The organism is Sphingomonas prati, assembly GCF_014643515.1.
GTDB classification, from domain to species: Bacteria; Pseudomonadota; Alphaproteobacteria; order Sphingomonadales; family Sphingomonadaceae; genus Sphingomonas_R; species Sphingomonas_R prati.
Genome location: NZ_BMJP01000001.1, coordinates 473,528 through 489,036 on the forward strand (window position 1 = coordinate 473,528; position 15,509 = coordinate 489,036).

The following is a 15,509-nucleotide window of genomic DNA, read 5'->3' on the forward strand; positions in this document are numbered from 1 at the left end:
TGCATAGCATTTGCCGTTTTGCACCCCTCGTTCGGTTGAGAATAAAATAGACGACCTTATTAGGATTGGCGCCGTTCTATCGTGTTCCGGCAAACGAAGGTTTGCCTCTTTTAGCTCGTCGGTGCCCTTTTAAGCTCGGAAGGATAGGCGGTCACGAGGCGATGCGTCTCGCAGCCGTGTTCACGGATCCAAATTACTTGAATGCATGGGTTTCGACCATCTGGTGTCGGAATGCGGCACCGAACGATGTGCTTCGTACCGTAGTTGTTGTGGACAGTTTCTTCGATGTAATTTAATTCAGCATGTGCGTGGATGGCATTCGCCAAGAGTTGTGGTTGCCTAGCATGGAATCCATGAGCCATCAAAAACTTTGCTTTCCCACCGCCCTCTGGATGATTGGGGTCAAGCAGATAGCCGGTGATCTTCTGTGGCGGGATGTCACGCTCACCGAGGAGCTTAGTGGACGACGTCAAGGTCTGAGCGCTCCAAGGTTACAACAGCGTGGAAGGGACTGGAGAACTCCACCTCATAGGCGAGCGACTTTTTATAAACGTAGACTACCGTGCCGGTGCTTCCTGCAGGGATGTCTTGCTCACCAGCACGTTTAGGTACCCTCAATCTGACTCGGCTTAAGTCACTGATTCCCCCCGTCTCAGGAGCGCGATCTCGAAGCAGTTCGTACAGTTGGCCAGGGCCCAGCAGGACATCCTTAAGGCCTGCTCGGACCGCGGACGAACCCAGCGCCTGCTGGCTCATTTTCTGGTGGGCGTCGAGCGCCTCAATAACCGCGTTGAGCAGCTCATTATCCAGGGTCGGCGACGCGGCGAACTGCGATTTGCTATTATTCAAGGCCTGTGTGACGAGCTCGTCGGACTCCAGCAGCTTGCCCTTGATGACGTCATTCACATAGACGAGCTGATCACCGTCGGTAAGTTCGCCTTCGAATAGGTGGTTCACGCGCTGAATGATCTCGCGGAGGAGAGCCTTCTGCTTCTCCTGTATCGACCCCGACCCTGCGTCGCCTACTGGCGCGAGTTTCGGGGTCTCTCCGCCCATCTGCATTGGCTGCTTGTGAAGCTTGCTCAGCAAGTGGTGCGTGAGTTGCAGCTGCGACACATCCACCGCCACGCGCTCCCGCCCGAAATCGAGGAGCCGTACGAGGTATTTGAAGAACAGGAAGCGCTTCTCGATATCCGTGTTGCCGTAGTCGAACATCTGGCTGAGGAAGGTGTAAATGCGGATAAAGGTCTGCGCGTCTGTCTTAAAGAGCGCCAGCGTGCCCATCTCGTCGCTTGCCGTCTGCGCAGCCTTGTCGTCCCCAAGCGCCTCAGCGGCCCCCTTGGCCGCCTTGGCTGCAGCGAAGCGCTTCAGCAGGCGATCTGCGACCGGCCCCAGCGCCCCAGCAAGGTCCCCCTGAGTGGACTTCGGGTCCATCGCGACGTTCGCCACGCGATCCACCTCGAAGCTGTCGTACCAGCCGCCGGCATCGAGCTTAGCACGCATGTCGTAAACGAGGTTGGGATCGGTGACGCCTTCGAGTTCGGCCGTCTCATAGTAGGTGCGGAACGCGGACAGCACCTCTTGAGAGCTGTTCACGAAATCGAGGATGTAGGTCGTGTCCTTGCCCGGATGGGCGCGGTTAAGGCGCGACAGCGTCTGCACCGCCTGGACGCCAGCCAGGCGCCGGTCGACATACATGCCGCACAGCAGCGGCTGGTCAAACCCGGTCTGGAACTTGTTGGCCACGAGCAGCAGGTGATACTCGTTGACCTTGAAGGCGTCGCGGATGTCGCGGCCCTTCAGGTTCGGGTTGAGCTCCTTACTCGTCTCGCTCAGCGGCTCAGGCGAAGAGTCGGGGTCGTTCACCTCGCCCGAGAAGGCAACGAGCGTGCCCAGTGGATAGCCCTTGCCCTTGATGTACCGGTCGATGGCTAGCTTCCACCGAACCGCTTCCTTGCGGCTCGCCAGCACCACCATGGCCTTGGCCTTGCCGTCGAGCAGTGGCTGCACATTCTCGCGGAAGTGCTCCACGACGATCTGGACCTTCTGCGCGATGTTGTAGGGGTGCAGGCTTACCCATTGCATGATCCCCTTCGTCGCCGCCGAACGCTCGACCTCGGCGTCCTCCAGTTCCTTGCCGTCATGCGCCAGCCGGAACGCGAGCTTGTACGGCGTGTAGTTCTTGAGCACATTGAGGATGAAGCCCTCCTCGATGGCCTGCCGCATCGAATAGACGTGGAACGGCTCCGGCAGGCCGCCCGGCCGGTTGGGGCGCCCGAATAGCTGCAACGTCTTCGCCTTCGGGGTTGCCGTGAAGGCGACGTAGGTCACGCCGGTGTCGCTCGCCCGCGCCGCCATCTGTGCCGCCAGCAGGTCTTCGGTGTCGATCTCACCGCCGTCCTGGAGCTCCGCAATCTCCTCGGGCGAGAGCACTTCCTTGAGCTTCGCCGCTGCCTCGCCCGTCTGCGAGCTGTGCGCCTCGTCGGCGATCACCGCGAAGCGCTTTCCCTCGGTTGCCGCAAGGTCGCGGACGGCTTGCAACGCATAGGGGAAGGTCTGGATAGTGCAGACGATGATCTTCTTGCCGGCCTTGAGCGCGTCGGCCAGTTGCGCGCTCTTGCTGCCGCTGTCGCTCTTGATCGTCTCGACAACGCCCGTGGTGCGCTGGAAATCGAACAGCGCCTCCTGGAGCTGTCCGTCGATCACCCTCCGGTCGGAAACGACGATAACCGTCGAAAACAGCTTCTCGTCGTTCGCGTCATGGAGCTCGGATAGGAAGTGCGCGGTCCAAGCGATGGAGTTGGTCTTGCCCGATCCCGCCGAGTGCTGGACGAGGTACTTGGCGCCCACCCCTTCTTCGAGGACTGCAGTCTGCAACTTTCGCGTCACGTCGAGCTGGTGATAGCGCGGGAAGATAATCGCCCGAATGGCCTTCTTGTCGTCGCGCTGCGTGACGAGATAGCGCCCGAGCAGTTCAAGCCAGCTGTCACGCTGCCACACCTGTTCCCACAGGTACGACGTGGCATGGCCGAAGGGCAGCGTGGGGTTGCCCCTGCCGCCATGGTCGCCTTGGTTGAACGGCAGGAAGTGCGTGGCCGGCCCCGCGAGCTTGGTCGTCATCATCACTTCGCTGTTCGAAACGGCGAAATGCACCAGCGCCCCCGATGGGAAGCTCAACAACGGCTCGCGTTCGTGCCCCTTTTGCTGCGGCAGCCGGTCGAACTTGTACTGGTCGACCGCGTCCTCCACCGATTGGGTGAAGTCGGTCTTCAGTTCCACGGTGGCGACGGGGAGGCCGTTGAGGAACAGCACCAGATCGATGCAGTTCTCGTTGGCGAGGCTGTAGCGGACCTGCCGCACCACCCGCAGCCGATTGGCGCTGTAGCGGGCGACGATGTCCGGGTTCATGCCCATCGCCGGCTTGAACTGGGCGAGCAGGATCGTGCCGCGCACGCCGATGGTGTCGACGCCGTTGCGCAGCACGTCGAGCGTCCCCCGGTCGTCCAGCGACTTGCGCACGCGGTCGAGCAGCAGCGCCTCCGCCGAGGCGCCGTGCAGCTTGGTCAGGCTCTCCCAAGCCTTTGGCTGGGTCTCCTGTATCCAGGCGAGCAGATCGGCCGAAAACATCGCGCGCTTGCGGTCATAGGCCTGCGCATCGCCCGCCTCATATAGCCAGCCTTTGGAATCGAGGATGGTGCAGACCTCGCTTTCGAAGCTGATCTCCTCGTGCAGGCGGCTCATTCGTGGGTACCCTTCGATGTTTGGAGCCGGCTCTGCTCCCAATCGCGATAGGTGAATCCGCCTGGATCTGTCTTCCACTCCACTTGCCCATTGGCCGGGCGTCCGTTCACCGCCGCTGCCGCAGCACTGGGGCTTCGGAAAGCGTAGTCCTCTGTGAAGCGACAATGAGCGCCCTCTGGTGCGAGCACGCCGCTGCGGATCAACTCGGCATGGAGATTGGCATAATTGTGAGACGCTGGCCCAGCCCAGTTGCCGCGCGCGATTGAGCCCGCCTCGACGATGAACTCACCATCACGGAGGACTGCCGAAGCGCGCAGGCCGTGCTTGCGGGTTTCCAAGACGAAGCGGGGGCTGGGAGAGAATGCATCGGCAATCGTGCTCGTTGGAAGCAAAACCTCGGGCGTCGAGGGTTTCGTTGTGGGGCGGGTGCGTCGAATGAACATGTCGACTCGGACAGCCGGCAGGACAATGAAAAGGTTCTCCAGGAACGCTTCCATCTTTGCCACGTCCGCTTCGCTCAGCGCGGCCAGGGTGGGGTTCGTGCCGTTATCCAGCGGTACGCGACCGATGGAGCGGGCTTCGGCGATCAGCCGCGCTTCCAAATAGCGGACATGGGCCTTGTTAAGCTTGTTGGCGGCTGCGGTGATCAGGACCGCGCTCGTCCACCACTCCTTGCGAACGTCGTGGCTGCGGATGCGGGCGGAAATGTCCTCGCCCTCGCCGACATAGGCGCGCGGTTCGCCATCCTGCTCACCGATCAGCAGGTAGACGCCCGCATAGCTCGCTTCCAGTCGCGCCAGCGCTTCGGCGATTTGGGTACGCGGCGCCATCAGGACGTGGCCGGTCCAGTTGAACAGCTCAGCCGTCAGCATCCCGTCCGGCCGACCATCGATGTAGTAGAGTTCAAGAGAACGCCCGACGGTACGGGTCATGCTGCCTCTGCTTGTTGCACGTCAACATATCTCACGTCGATCTTGCCCGTAACTGCCGCCCTAATAAATGCTGAGCGTCGTTCATTCAGCAGAGCCGTTGCAGCGTCAGCAGCTGCATGCAGTTGACGGATAGCATCAAGCTGCGGGGCAGTGGCTGCAACGATTTGGCTCTGCTCGTCAATCGGAGGAAAAACACCAATCACTCGTAACAAATTTTGAATAGACAAGCGAGGAAGACCTGCACCCTTCACGTAGCTGGCGACCTGCTGTTGAACTGCATCAGATTTGCACAGGAGGTCCAGGAATTCGGCATTCAAGATTTCAGGACTGGGTCGAATGATAATTAGCGATGATGCAACAACAAAATCTGGCGCATCGCGAACAACAGTCGTCCTTCCCACCGTCCCATCCTTACTGAACAAAACGTCACCAAACTCCGGATTACAGCCAGTCTTCACCAAATAGTCGAAGCTTTGTGGCGTCGTCCGCAGGCATCCTTCGAAATCGATTCCTTGGTCCGATACATCTCGCGTCGAAACGAAACAGTGAATGCCTCCTTCCGTTTCTGGCGAGATATGTGCACCGTCTGTGACTTTCATGCTGTAGCGCTTGAGGGCAGTGACTACCCAATGTGCCGGCACTTCACCCAGCCATTCCACGCCGGAGTCTTTCATGGGTGCCGTCGGATCGAGCCCCTTAGTTACCGCATGCGAGATGGCGGCCTGTCGCTTCTTTTGAAGCAGCCCAATGAGCCGTCTCTGCTCATCCACTAGCGCATCGATCTTGCTCGTCTCCCGGTCGACGAAAGCGAGGATCGCGTTCCTTTCCTCCTGTGGCGGCAGCGCAACTCGGATGTCCTTGAACTGGTCCCAATACAGTCGGAGCCGAAAGTCGGTGACACCGCGCGAGTGGCGCCGCATTTCCTCGACGGCACCGGGCGTCCGCAGCAACAGCTCAATGTATTTTGACGGGACCTCAGTGCGCGGCCGTGCGACCACATACGCAGGGCTGACCATGCCTTCGACCTGCACTGTACCGAAGCCGCCCTGCCATGCACGCATCATGTTGTAGGTGAGATCGTTGGGGGACACCCGCTTGTACTTCGAGCGGTCCTCACTGCGGACGATCTTGCGTTCGTTGTCCTCGGGGGCGGCTTCCTCATCCGACACGCCCGAATGGATCGATACGCTGAGCACGGGAAGTTCGGGGGATCCAGCCTCCGAAACTTCGCGATAGAGATTGCCGAGCCTCTCGACCCTCCAATGACGTGGCACGGCTCCCAGCCACTCGACGCCGCTATCCTGATAGCTTGGGTAAGGCGGAAAACTCACGCTGCGAGTTCCTCGATCATCGCCTTAATCCGGTCGGTAACATCCTTGAGGTCCGCGTCGATCTCTTCCAGCGGCCGGGGCGCCTCGAACACGTAGAACTGCCGATTGAACGGCACCTCGAAGCCGACCTTGGTCTTGCTCTCGTCGATCCACGCATCCGGCGCGTGCGGCAGCACCTCACGCTTGAAATAGGCGTCGACGTCCTCAGCCAGCGGCACATTCTCGGTATCGCGCAGCGCGCTGTCCGCCTGCTGCTTGCCCTTGTTCTTGCCACGTTCGCCCAGGACGATCTTGCCTGCCGCGTCCCGCAACGTCCGCTCTACGGTGATGGTGCGATAACCGAAGGCGCTGTTGGGGAAGAGGCGGGAGAGCGGCGCGCGCTTCACCTTGCCGCCCTGCGGTGCCTCCGGGGCCTTCTCGCCGGCCCAGACGATCTCGCGCGCCACTTCCTTGCCAGCGGCGTCGAGCACGGTCGCAATCTCCGCCGCTTCCGCGCGGCCGAACAGCTGGGTGATCTGCCGGATATGCGCCTCTCCCAGTTCCTTGCGCTTCGAGCCGAGCGACTTGCGCATCTTGCGCCAGAAGCCCGAGCCATCGATCAACTGCACCTGCCCCTTGCGGCCGGCCGGCTTCCGGTTCGAGACGATCCAGATATAGGTCGCGATGCCGGTATTGAAGAACATGTCGGTCGGCAGCGCGATGATGGCTTCGACCAGGTCGTTCTCCAACATGTAGCGCCGGATCTCGCTCTCGCCGCTGCCGGCGCCGCCAGTGAACAGTGGGGAGCCGTTGAGGACAATGCCGAAACGGCAGCCGCCCTCGGTCGCTGGCCGCATCTTCGCCAGCATGTGGAGCAGGAACAGCATCGAGCCGTCCGAGACGCGGGGCAGGCCGGGGCCGAAGCGCCCGTTGAAGCCCTGCTGCTCATGCTCGCGGCGGACTTCCTTCTCGACCTTCTTCCATTCGACGCCGAACGGCGGGTTGGCCAGCATATAGTCGAAGGTCTGGCCGGGGTGGCCATCCTCGGACAGCGTGTTGCCGAAGGCGATGTTGGACACGTTCTGCCCCTTGATGAGCATGTCCGCCTTGCAGATCGCGTAGGACTCCGGGTTAAGCTCCTGCCCCGAGATGGTCAGGCGCGCGCCGGGGTTGAGCTCCGCCAGATGCTCCTCGGCAACCGAGAGCATCCCGCCGGTGCCTGCGGTGGGATCGTAGATCGTCCGCACCACGCCGGGCTTGGAGAGCGCCGCGTCGTCCTCGACGAAGATCAGGTTGACCATCAGGTTGATCACCTCACGCGGGGTGAAGTGGTCGCCTGCGGTTTCGTTCGAGGCCTCGGCAAACTTGCGGATCAGCTCCTCGAACACCAGGCCCATCTGGCTGTTCGCCACCTTGTCCGGGTGCAGGTCGATCCCGGCGAACTTCTCGGTCACCAGGAACAGCAGCTTGGCGCGGGCGAGCTTGTCGATCTGGTTGTGGAACTCGAACTTCTCGAAAATGTCCCGCACCTCCTCCGAGAAGCCCTGGACGTACGACGTCAGGTTCGCGGCGATATTGTCCGGGTCTCCCAGCAGCTTCTGGAGGTCCATCGGCGAGGTGTTGAAGAAGTGTGTGCCGGACTTACGTCGTAAAAAGTGCTCCGGGTCGAATCCAGCCTTCAACCGCTTCTCAAGTTCGGCCAGCACGTCCGCCTTGGTGGGCTCCAGGACGCAGTCGAGCCGCCGTAAGACCGTAAAGGGCAGGATCACCGAGCCGTAGTCGGCCGGCTTGTAATCGCCGCGCAGAAGGTCGGCCACAGACCAGATGAAAGCCGACAGCGCCTGATGGTTCAACAAACGTTCCTTCAAATTCCCAGGATCTCTATCACCGGCACGTTGCCGCCTGGCAACCCTGACCCGGCGCAAGTGCACGATAGCGAAAGCGGCCTTTTAGCTTACCGCCTCTCAACCAAAGCAAACGGCTATTCATGAAGATTTTTCGGCCGATCGCGCCAAGCCTTCTTCACCAGGCAATGCAGATCAGGCCCGCACCCTGCCGTCGAACGAACGGCTACTCATCGTCGATCGCCGCCTGATAGTGAACCGGCCGTTTCCCACCATTCGCATGCTCCAGCGGCCCCTGCCCCCCCTCACCTGAACGAACGGCGACTTACTTCGCCGGATCCCCCGAAAGAGGACAGGCCGCTGCCCACCACATTACCCATTCGACGGGTAAAGATAGGTAAGCGCTAACCCGCGCGCCGCTCTGGGCTACAGGAAATCCCAGCAACACAAAACCTAGTCGCAGCGGCCAGTGGGGCTGAGGGTGGGGAGGCGCGACAGCAAACCACAGAACCCTCTGTTAAATAGACGGTTTTCTAGGACAGCTGGCGGAGACGGAGGGATTCGAACCCTCGGAACGAGTAAACCCCGCTCGGCGGTTTAGCAAACCGCTGGTTTCAGCCACTCACCCACGTCTCCGGGTCGGCAAGCGGCGGCTATAGCCAGTGTCCTGCGGCGGATCAACAGGTCGTACGCGAATGGGCATGATTCATCGAAAATCGCCCGATGTTCATTGCGGGGACAGCCATATTGCGCCTTAGATACCGCAACACAGACCGGATGCCCCGGGGGAGCGCGCGATGACGATGTTGGCCAAGATGATGCGTGCGGCGATGGTTGGGCTGGCGGTGCTGCCGGTCGCCCTGCCGACGGCCGGCATCGCCGCGCAGATCCGCACGGTCGATCCGTCCGCCCCGTCCGTCGCCGGATCGCGCGGTACGCCGCGGACGACAGCGCCCGCCCCGCGCGCCGAAGTCGCGGATTACGGCAGCGAAACCGTCCCCACGTCCGACTCCGCGCAGGTCGAGGATACCGTCCCGCTCCGCACCACCACCACGAGCGGGGACACCAGCGGGTCGGGCCGACCGCAGGGCCCGGTCGACGCCGCGATCGCCGGCGAGGCATCCAAGACCGACCCGACCAGCGTGTACCAGGACGACGACATCCTGGGTGCAGCCGAGGGCGTGTTCGGCCGCGGTGCAGAGGGCCTCGCCAAGGCGATCGAGAGCGTGCTGCGCAAGCAGGGCCGCCCCAACGCCTATATCGCCGGGCGCGAGGTCGGCGGCGCGTTCGTCGTCGGGCTGCGTTACGGATCGGGCACGATGCACCACAAGATCGAGGGCGATCGCCCGGTCTACTGGACGGGGCCGTCGCTCGGCATCGACTTCGGCGGTAGCGGCGCCAAGACCTTCGTGCTGGTCTACAACCTCTACGACAGCCAGGAACTCTACAAGCGCTTCCCCGCGGTGGAGGGCCAGGCCTATCTCGTCGGCGGGTTCAACATCAGCTACCTGCGCCGCGGCGACGTCGTGCTGATCCCGATCCGGCTGGGCGTCGGCTGGCGGCTGGGCGCGAACGTCGGCTACATGAAGTTCAGCGAGAAGGCGAAGGTCCTGCCGTTCTGAGGCTTGCCGCCCGACGGCGCGGGTCGGCGTAGCGTCCCGTTAATCGTCATCCTCGCGTAGGCCGGGATGACGATTGGGTCTGCACCGACCTACCGAGCAACTGTTCGTCGCGCGGTAGGCCGCGAAACAAGCCTCACCCCTGCGGCGCGATCGTCCCTTCGAACCGGATCGGCCGGCCCGTCGCGCGCTCCGCCAGCTGCCCGTCCCACATCACGCGCTCGCCGCGGACGATCGTGCCGACCGGCTTGCCCGTCAGTTCCATGCCCGTGTAGGGCGACCAGCCGCAACGCGACGCCAGCCAGTCCTCGGTCACGGTCCAGCGCGCCTGCGGGTCGACGATCGAGAAGTCCGCGTCGTAACCGACCGCGATCCGCCCCTTGCCGACGATGCCGAAGATCCGCTGCGGCCCGGCACTGGTCAGCTCGACCAGCCGCTGCATCGTCAGGCGGCCCGCCGCGACATGGTCCAGCATCAGCGGCAGCAGAGTCTGCACGCCCGGCATGCCGGACGGCGACTGCGGATAGGGCAGCGCCTTTTCGGCCAGCGTATGCGGCGCATGGTCAGAACCAAGCACGTCGACCACGCCCTGCTCCAGCCAGTGCCACAACCCGTCGCGGTGCGCACCCGAGCGGATCGGCGGGTTCATCTGCGCGAAGGTGCCAAGCCGCGGATAGGCCTCCTCCCCCGCCAGCGTCAGGTGCTGCGGCGTCGTCTCGCACGTCACCAGATCCTTGTGCGCGCTCAGATATTCCAGTTCCGCGGGCGTCGTGATGTGCAGCACGTGGATCCGCCGCCCAGCCGCACGGGCCAGCGCCACGATCCGCTTCACCGCGATCATCGCGCTCTCGTCGTCGCGCCAGACCGGGTGCGACGCGGGATCGCCGGGCACCCGCTCGTCGAGCCGCGCCTGCATCCGCGCCTCGTCCTCCGCATGGATCGCGACGCGGCGCTTGCCCGACGCCAGCACCGCCGCCAGCCGCGCATCCTCCGACACCAGCAGGTCGCCGGTCGATGCGCCCATGAAGATCTTGACCCCCGCCGTGCCGGGCATCCGCTCCAGCTCGGCCAGTTCCGCCGCATTCGCGTTGGTCGCGCCGACGTAGAACGCATGGTCGCACCACATCCGGTCGCGCGCCAGGTCGAGCTTCTGCTGGATCGCGGCCGCGCTGTCGGTGTTCGGCTTCGTGTTCGGCATCTCGAACACCGCGGTTACGCCGCCCAGCACGGCCGCGCGGCTGCCGCTTTCGAGATCCTCCTTCGCGACGAGGCCGGGTTCGCGGAAATGGACCTGGCTGTCGATCACGCCAGGCAGGATGGTCAGGCCGGTGCAGTCGATCACCGTGCCCGCGTCGCCGTCGACGCCAATTGCCGCGATCCGGCCGTCCTGCACCGCGACGCTCGTCTCGGCCGGGCCGCCGGGCGTCCAGACCGTGCCGCCGCGCAGGATCATGTCGTAATGGGCCATGGTGTGGTCTCCTCGGGCGGTGCGCGATGCGGGTTACAAATGCCGTGCTCGCGCCTTACCTGTTCGGGATGGATCCTACCACCTTGTCCGACCGCGCCGTTATCCACCTGTCCGGTACCGACGTCCGCGGGTTCCTCCAGGGGCTTGTGACGGGCGACGTCATGGGACCGCTGCCGGTCTGGGTCGGCCTGCTGACCCCGCAGGGCAAGGCGCTGTTCGATTTCATGGTCTGGGCGGACGGCGACGACCTGCTGCTCGATGTCGAGGCGGACCAAGCCGACGCGCTAGTCCGGCGGTTGTCGCTCTACCGCCTGCGCCGGCCGATCACGATTGGGCGGGACGAAGGGCTGGCCGTGCATTGGGCTCTGGATGGGGATGCGGGCGTGCCCGATCCGCGGTTGGCTGCGCTCGGCCACCGCTGGATCGCGCCGCCGACGGCACCCGCGACAGGCTGGCTGGCGCACCGCCTGTCGCTCGGCGTGACGGAGGGAATCGCAGAACTCGGCAGCGACCGGACGCTCTGGCTGGAGGCCAATGCCCGCGAGCTGAACGGGGTAAGCTTCGTCAAGGGCTGCTATGTTGGGCAGGAGAATACCGCCCGGATGCATCACCGAAGCAAGGTGAACCGGCGACTGCTGGTGGAACGGCGCGACGCGAAGCCGGCGGATGCTCGGGCTTGGTATCCAGAGCTTGGTTTGGCCGTGATGCACCGGCGGGTCGAGGGGTTGCCGGAGGGGGCGTTGCCGGAGTGGGTATTGGCGGAAGAGTAATATCTCTTCGCTGGTCGGCATCACCGTTGTTCGAGGCGCAAGCGGCTTGAGGCGGGCTTCGGTCTACCCAAAACCCCTCTCCTCGAAGGGGAGAGGGAGCCTGCTGCGCCGGTGACGCGCTCGTTCTTTCATGACGAACAGAAAGTCCTCTCCCCCTTGGGGAGAGGGTTGGGAGAGGGGGAGTGGCTTGGCCGAACCGATCCCCGGCGAAACGCCGAGGTCATCAACCGCATCACACGCCTTTCGTCTGGATCCCATCAGAAGACGAAGACGCGGACGGCTTACGGGCACCCGTCCAAATAAGACCGACTAGTCGGAGGTCGAGCGGCCGCGCGCAGCCTGAAGTAATGCCGGGCAGAGGACGCTATGTTTTTCTAACAAGAAACCCGTTGGTTCGAGCCTGTCGAGAATCTCGTGCGGAGTTCTCGAAAGGCTCGAACCAAACGGGCAGCGGTCCGGTCAATCGTAAGGAGTTAAATGGAAGCTCCGGACTTCAAGTCAGCGGGCCGCAGGCCCACCGCCTCAAATCAATCCTTCATCCCGATCGCGGTCCCCAACGGCACGATCTTCTTGTCCGCTTCCTTCTTCGGTTTGCGGACTTCCTTGTTGCTCTTCTTCTGACCCTTGGCCATTTCGATGTTCCTTGGTTCAGCGCTGGCGGAGTGCGCTGGCGGCGGCGGCGCGCTTGGCGGCTTCGACGCGGGCGGGGACGCGCTCGGCGGCGCGCGCTTCGGCTTCGCCGACATTGGCGACGAGCTTGCGATAGATGCTGTAGGCGCGGCGATGGAAGGCGCGGTCGCGCTCGCTGGTCGCGGCTTCGGCAGCGGCCAGGCTCTCGGCGGCTTTCGCGCTATAATCTTCGACGGTGCTCATGGCGCTGCTCCTGATTCAAGCGGGAGCACGAACCGTCTCTCAGTCGCCGGATGCTTGCTTTGACACTGCGACGATAGCCGGAGCGTAGCGCATGACGTCCCGGCTGGCGAGGGGGTAGTTGTTACGGACTATGAGCGGATTTGTTCCGTCGCTGAGAAACACTCCCAAGCCTGCGGGCATGAGGCACCCTGCCCCACGCCCGCCGCCGTCTGTTCTTAAGCCGCCAGCTTCCGCAGCACATACTGCAGGATGCCGCCGTTCAGGAAATACTCGAGCTCGTTGACCGTATCGATCCGGCAACGCGCCTCGAACGTCGAGGTGCGGCCGTCCGCATGCCCGACCGTCACGGTCACCTGCTGACGCGGGCGCAGGCCGGCGACGTTCTCGACCGAGAAGGTCTCCGTCCCGTCGAAGCCGAGCGTCTCGCGGCTCTCGCCGACCGCGAACTGCAGCGGAAGGATGCCCATGCCGACCAGGTTCGACCGATGGATCCGCTCGAAGCTCTCGGCAATGACCATCCGCACGCCAAGCAGCATCGTGCCCTTCGCCGCCCAGTCGCGCGACGAACCGGTGCCATACTCCTTGCCGGCCAGCACGACCAACGGCGTGCCGTCTTCCTTGTAACGCATCGCGGCGTCGTAGATCGCCATCGTCTCGCCGGTCGGGATGTAGCGCGTGACACCGCCCTCGATCCCCGGCGTCATCTGGTTCTTGATGCGGATGTTGGCGAACGTGCCGCGCATCATGACCTGGTGGTTGCCGCGCCGCGCGCCGTAGCTGTTGAAGTCGCCGCGGCTGACCTGATGCTCCGACAGATACTTGCCGGCGGGGCTGTCCGCCTTGATTGATCCGGCCGGGCTGATGTGGTCGGTCGTGATGCTGTCGGCGAAGATCGCCAGCGGACGCGCCTCGACGATGTCGGCGACCGGTGCCGGCGTCATCGACAGGCCTTCGAAATAAGGCGGGTTCTGGACATAGGTCGAGCCGGCGGCCCAGCTGTAGGTGTCCGACCCTTCGACCGCGATCCCCTGCCAATGGCGGTCGCCCAGGAACACGTTGGCATAGCGCGAACGGTACATGCCGCTGTCGATGTGCGACGTCACCATGTCGGTGATTTCCTGGTTGGTCGGCCACACGTCGCGCAGGTACACGTCCTGCCCGTCGCGACCCTGGCCGAGCGGCGTCGTGGTGATGTCCTCGCGGACCGTGCCCTTCAGCGCGTAGGCGACAACCAGCGGCGGCGATGCCAGGAAGTTGGCGCGCACGTCGGGCGACACGCGCCCTTCGAAGTTGCGGTTGCCCGACAGCACGGACGCCGCGACCAGATCATTGTCGTGGATCGCCTTCGACACCGGCGCCGGCAACGGCCCCGAATTGCCGATGCAGGTGGTGCAGCCATAGCCGACCAGGTTGAACCCGAGCGCGTCGAGATCGGCGCTGAGCCCAGCCTTGTCGAGATAGTCGGTGACGACCTGGGAACCGGGGGCGAGCGAGGTCTTGACCCACGGCTTCGGCATCAGGCCGAGCGCGTTCGCCTTGCGCGCGACCAGACCGGCCGCGATCAGGACGTTCGGGTTCGACGTGTTGGTGCAGCTGGTGATCGCCGCAATCACGACGTCGCCGTGGCCCAGGTCATGCGCGGCGCGGTCACCATCTGCATCGACGGGGACGCGGACGTCGCTGTCACCCGACTTCTTGTAGCCGTTGAGCAGTTCGCCGTTAAAATTCTCGTCCACCGCATCGAGCAGCACGCGGTCCTGCGGACGCTTCGGCCCCGCCAGCGACGGCAGCACGCCGGACATGTCGAGTTCCAGCGTGTCGGTGAAGATCGGATCGGGCGCCGCCGCATCGCGCCAGAAACCCTGCGCCTTGGCATAGGCCTCGACCAGCGCGATCTGGTCGTCCTCGCGGCCCGTCAGGCGGAGATAGGTGAGCGTCGCATCGTCGACCGGGAAGAAGCCGCAGGTGGCGCCATATTCCGGCGCCATGTTGGCGATCGTCGCACGATCGGCGAGGCTGAGCGCATCGAGCCCCTCGCCGTAGAATTCGACGAAGCGGCCGACCACGCCCTTGGCGCGCAGCATCTGCGTCACGGTCAGCACCAGGTCGGTCGCGGTGATGCCCTCGGCCAGCGTGCCGGTCAGCTTGAACCCGACGACTTCGGGGATCAGCATCGACACCGGCTGCCCCAGCATCGCGGCCTCCGCCTCGATCCCGCCGACGCCCCAGCCGAGCACGCCCAGGCCGTTGACCATCGTCGTGTGGCTGTCCGTGCCGACCAGCGTGTCGGGATAGGCGACGGTCTCGCCATTCGCGTCGACCGAGGTCCAGACGGTCTGCGCGAGGTTCTCCAGGTTCACCTGGTGGCAGATGCCGGTACCGGGCGGCACGACCTTGAAATTGTCGAGCGCCATCGAACCCCAGCGGAGGAATTCATAACGCTCGATGTTGCGCTGATATTCCAGCTCGACATTCTGCTCGGCGGCCTTGGGTGTGCCGAATTCGTCGACCATGACCGAGTGATCGATCACAAGGTGGACGGGCACCTGCGGGTTGATCTTCTGCGCGTCGCCGCCCAGCGCGTTCATCGCATCGCGCATCGCGGCCAGATCGACGACGCAGGGGACGCCCGTGAAATCCTGCATCAGCACGCGCGCCGGGCGATACTGGATCTCGCGCTCCGACGTCTTGTTGGTCAGCCACTGGACCATCGCCTTCAGGTCGTCGATCGTGACGGTCTTGCCGTCCTCGAACCGCAGCAGGTTTTCCAGCAGGACCTTCATCGAGAATGGCAGGCGCGACACGTCGCCCAGTTTCTCCGCCGCCTTCGGGATCGAATAATAGGAGACGGTCTTGCCGCCGACCTCCAGCGTGGTGCGCGTGCCGAGCGTGTCCTGGCCGATGGCGGTCATGCAAGTATCCTTGATCTGCGACGTTTGAGGGGGCGCATAG

10 protein-coding genes and 1 tRNA gene are annotated in these 15,509 nt (G+C 63.7%); 2 read left to right on the forward strand and 9 right to left on the reverse strand.

Annotated elements, in window-relative coordinates; translation table 11 throughout:
- Positions 1–110: 110 nt before the first annotated feature.
- The 6 genes from IEX50_RS17765 to IEX50_RS02105 form a co-directional block, all read right to left on the reverse strand.
- The gene (locus IEX50_RS17765) at positions 111–473 is read right to left on the reverse strand and encodes a DUF6883 domain-containing protein (protein WP_373285269.1); all 363 of its coding nucleotides are present in this window, start codon (positions 471–473) and stop codon (positions 111–113) included.
- A complete protein-coding gene (locus IEX50_RS02085; RefSeq protein ID WP_157177278.1) occupies positions 457–3,741 on the reverse strand; it encodes a type I restriction endonuclease in 3,285 nt (1,094 codons plus the stop codon). The genes IEX50_RS17765 and IEX50_RS02085 overlap by 17 nt, the downstream gene beginning before the upstream one ends.
- Positions 3,738–4,673, reverse strand: a complete 936-nt coding sequence (locus tag IEX50_RS02090; protein ID WP_157177279.1) for a GIY-YIG nuclease family protein — start codon at positions 4,671–4,673, stop codon at positions 3,738–3,740. Before IEX50_RS02090 ends, IEX50_RS02085 begins: the two co-directional genes overlap by 4 nt.
- Entirely contained in the window at positions 4,670–6,004 is a 1,335-nt protein-coding gene (locus tag IEX50_RS02095; RefSeq protein WP_157177280.1) for a restriction endonuclease subunit S, read from the reverse strand. The genes IEX50_RS02090 and IEX50_RS02095 overlap by 4 nt, the downstream gene beginning before the upstream one ends.
- A complete protein-coding gene (locus IEX50_RS02100) occupies positions 6,001–7,914 on the reverse strand; it encodes a type I restriction-modification system subunit M (RefSeq protein ID WP_229673594.1) in 1,914 nt (637 codons plus the stop codon). Before IEX50_RS02100 ends, IEX50_RS02095 begins: the two co-directional genes overlap by 4 nt.
- A gap of 456 nt (positions 7,915–8,370) precedes the next feature.
- Positions 8,371–8,463 (reverse strand) — tRNA-Ser (locus IEX50_RS02105).
- Between the two features lie 161 nt (positions 8,464–8,624).
- Here IEX50_RS02105 and IEX50_RS02110 point away from each other — a divergent pair.
- The gene (locus IEX50_RS02110; protein ID WP_229673596.1) at positions 8,625–9,449 is read left to right on the forward strand and encodes a DUF1134 domain-containing protein; all 825 of its coding nucleotides are present in this window, start codon (positions 8,625–8,627) and stop codon (positions 9,447–9,449) included.
- Between the two features lie 133 nt (positions 9,450–9,582).
- On the opposite strand, the gene IEX50_RS02115 is transcribed toward IEX50_RS02110, so the two are convergent.
- Positions 9,583–10,914, reverse strand: a complete 1,332-nt coding sequence (locus IEX50_RS02115) for a dihydroorotase (protein ID WP_157177282.1) — start codon at positions 10,912–10,914, stop codon at positions 9,583–9,585.
- A 68-nt stretch (positions 10,915–10,982) separates the two neighbouring features.
- Between IEX50_RS02115 and ygfZ the strand changes: the two genes are divergently transcribed.
- On the forward strand, positions 10,983–11,684 hold the full coding sequence (gene ygfZ / locus IEX50_RS02120; protein ID WP_157177417.1) for a CAF17-like 4Fe-4S cluster assembly/insertion protein YgfZ: 702 nt from the start codon (positions 10,983–10,985) through the stop codon (positions 11,682–11,684).
- A gap of 648 nt (positions 11,685–12,332) precedes the next feature.
- Here ygfZ and IEX50_RS02125 read toward each other — a convergent pair.
- Together IEX50_RS02125 and acnA are read right to left on the reverse strand one after the other, a co-directional pair.
- On the reverse strand, positions 12,333–12,557 hold the full coding sequence (locus tag IEX50_RS02125; RefSeq protein WP_157177283.1) for a hypothetical protein: 225 nt from the start codon (positions 12,555–12,557) through the stop codon (positions 12,333–12,335).
- A gap of 215 nt (positions 12,558–12,772) precedes the next feature.
- Positions 12,773–15,469, reverse strand: coding sequence for an aconitate hydratase AcnA (gene acnA, locus IEX50_RS02130; RefSeq protein ID WP_157177284.1), 2,697 nt, complete (start codon positions 15,467–15,469; stop codon positions 12,773–12,775).
- Between the last annotated feature and the right edge of the window lie 40 nt (positions 15,470–15,509).

Bases quoted from the DNA above. Each gene is read 5' to 3' on its own strand.
- IEX50_RS02085 (WP_157177278.1), bottom strand. From the start codon at position 3,741: ATGAGCCGCCTGCACGAGGAGATCAGCTTCGAAAGCGAGGTCTGCACC.
- IEX50_RS02090 (WP_157177279.1), bottom strand. From the start codon at position 4,673: ATGACCCGTACCGTCGGGCGTTCTCTTGAACTCTACTACATCGATGGT.
- IEX50_RS02110 (WP_229673596.1), top strand. From the start codon at position 8,625: ATGACGATGTTGGCCAAGATGATGCGTGCGGCGATGGTTGGGCTGGCG.
- IEX50_RS02115 (WP_157177282.1), bottom strand. From the start codon at position 10,914: ATGGCCCATTACGACATGATCCTGCGCGGCGGCACGGTCTGGACGCCC.
- ygfZ (WP_157177417.1), top strand. From the start codon at position 10,983: ATGGATCCTACCACCTTGTCCGACCGCGCCGTTATCCACCTGTCCGGT.
- IEX50_RS02125 (WP_157177283.1), bottom strand. From the start codon at position 12,557: ATGAGCACCGTCGAAGATTATAGCGCGAAAGCCGCCGAGAGCCTGGCC.
- acnA (WP_157177284.1), bottom strand. From the start codon at position 15,469: ATGACCGCCATCGGCCAGGACACGCTCGGCACGCGCACCACGCTGGAG.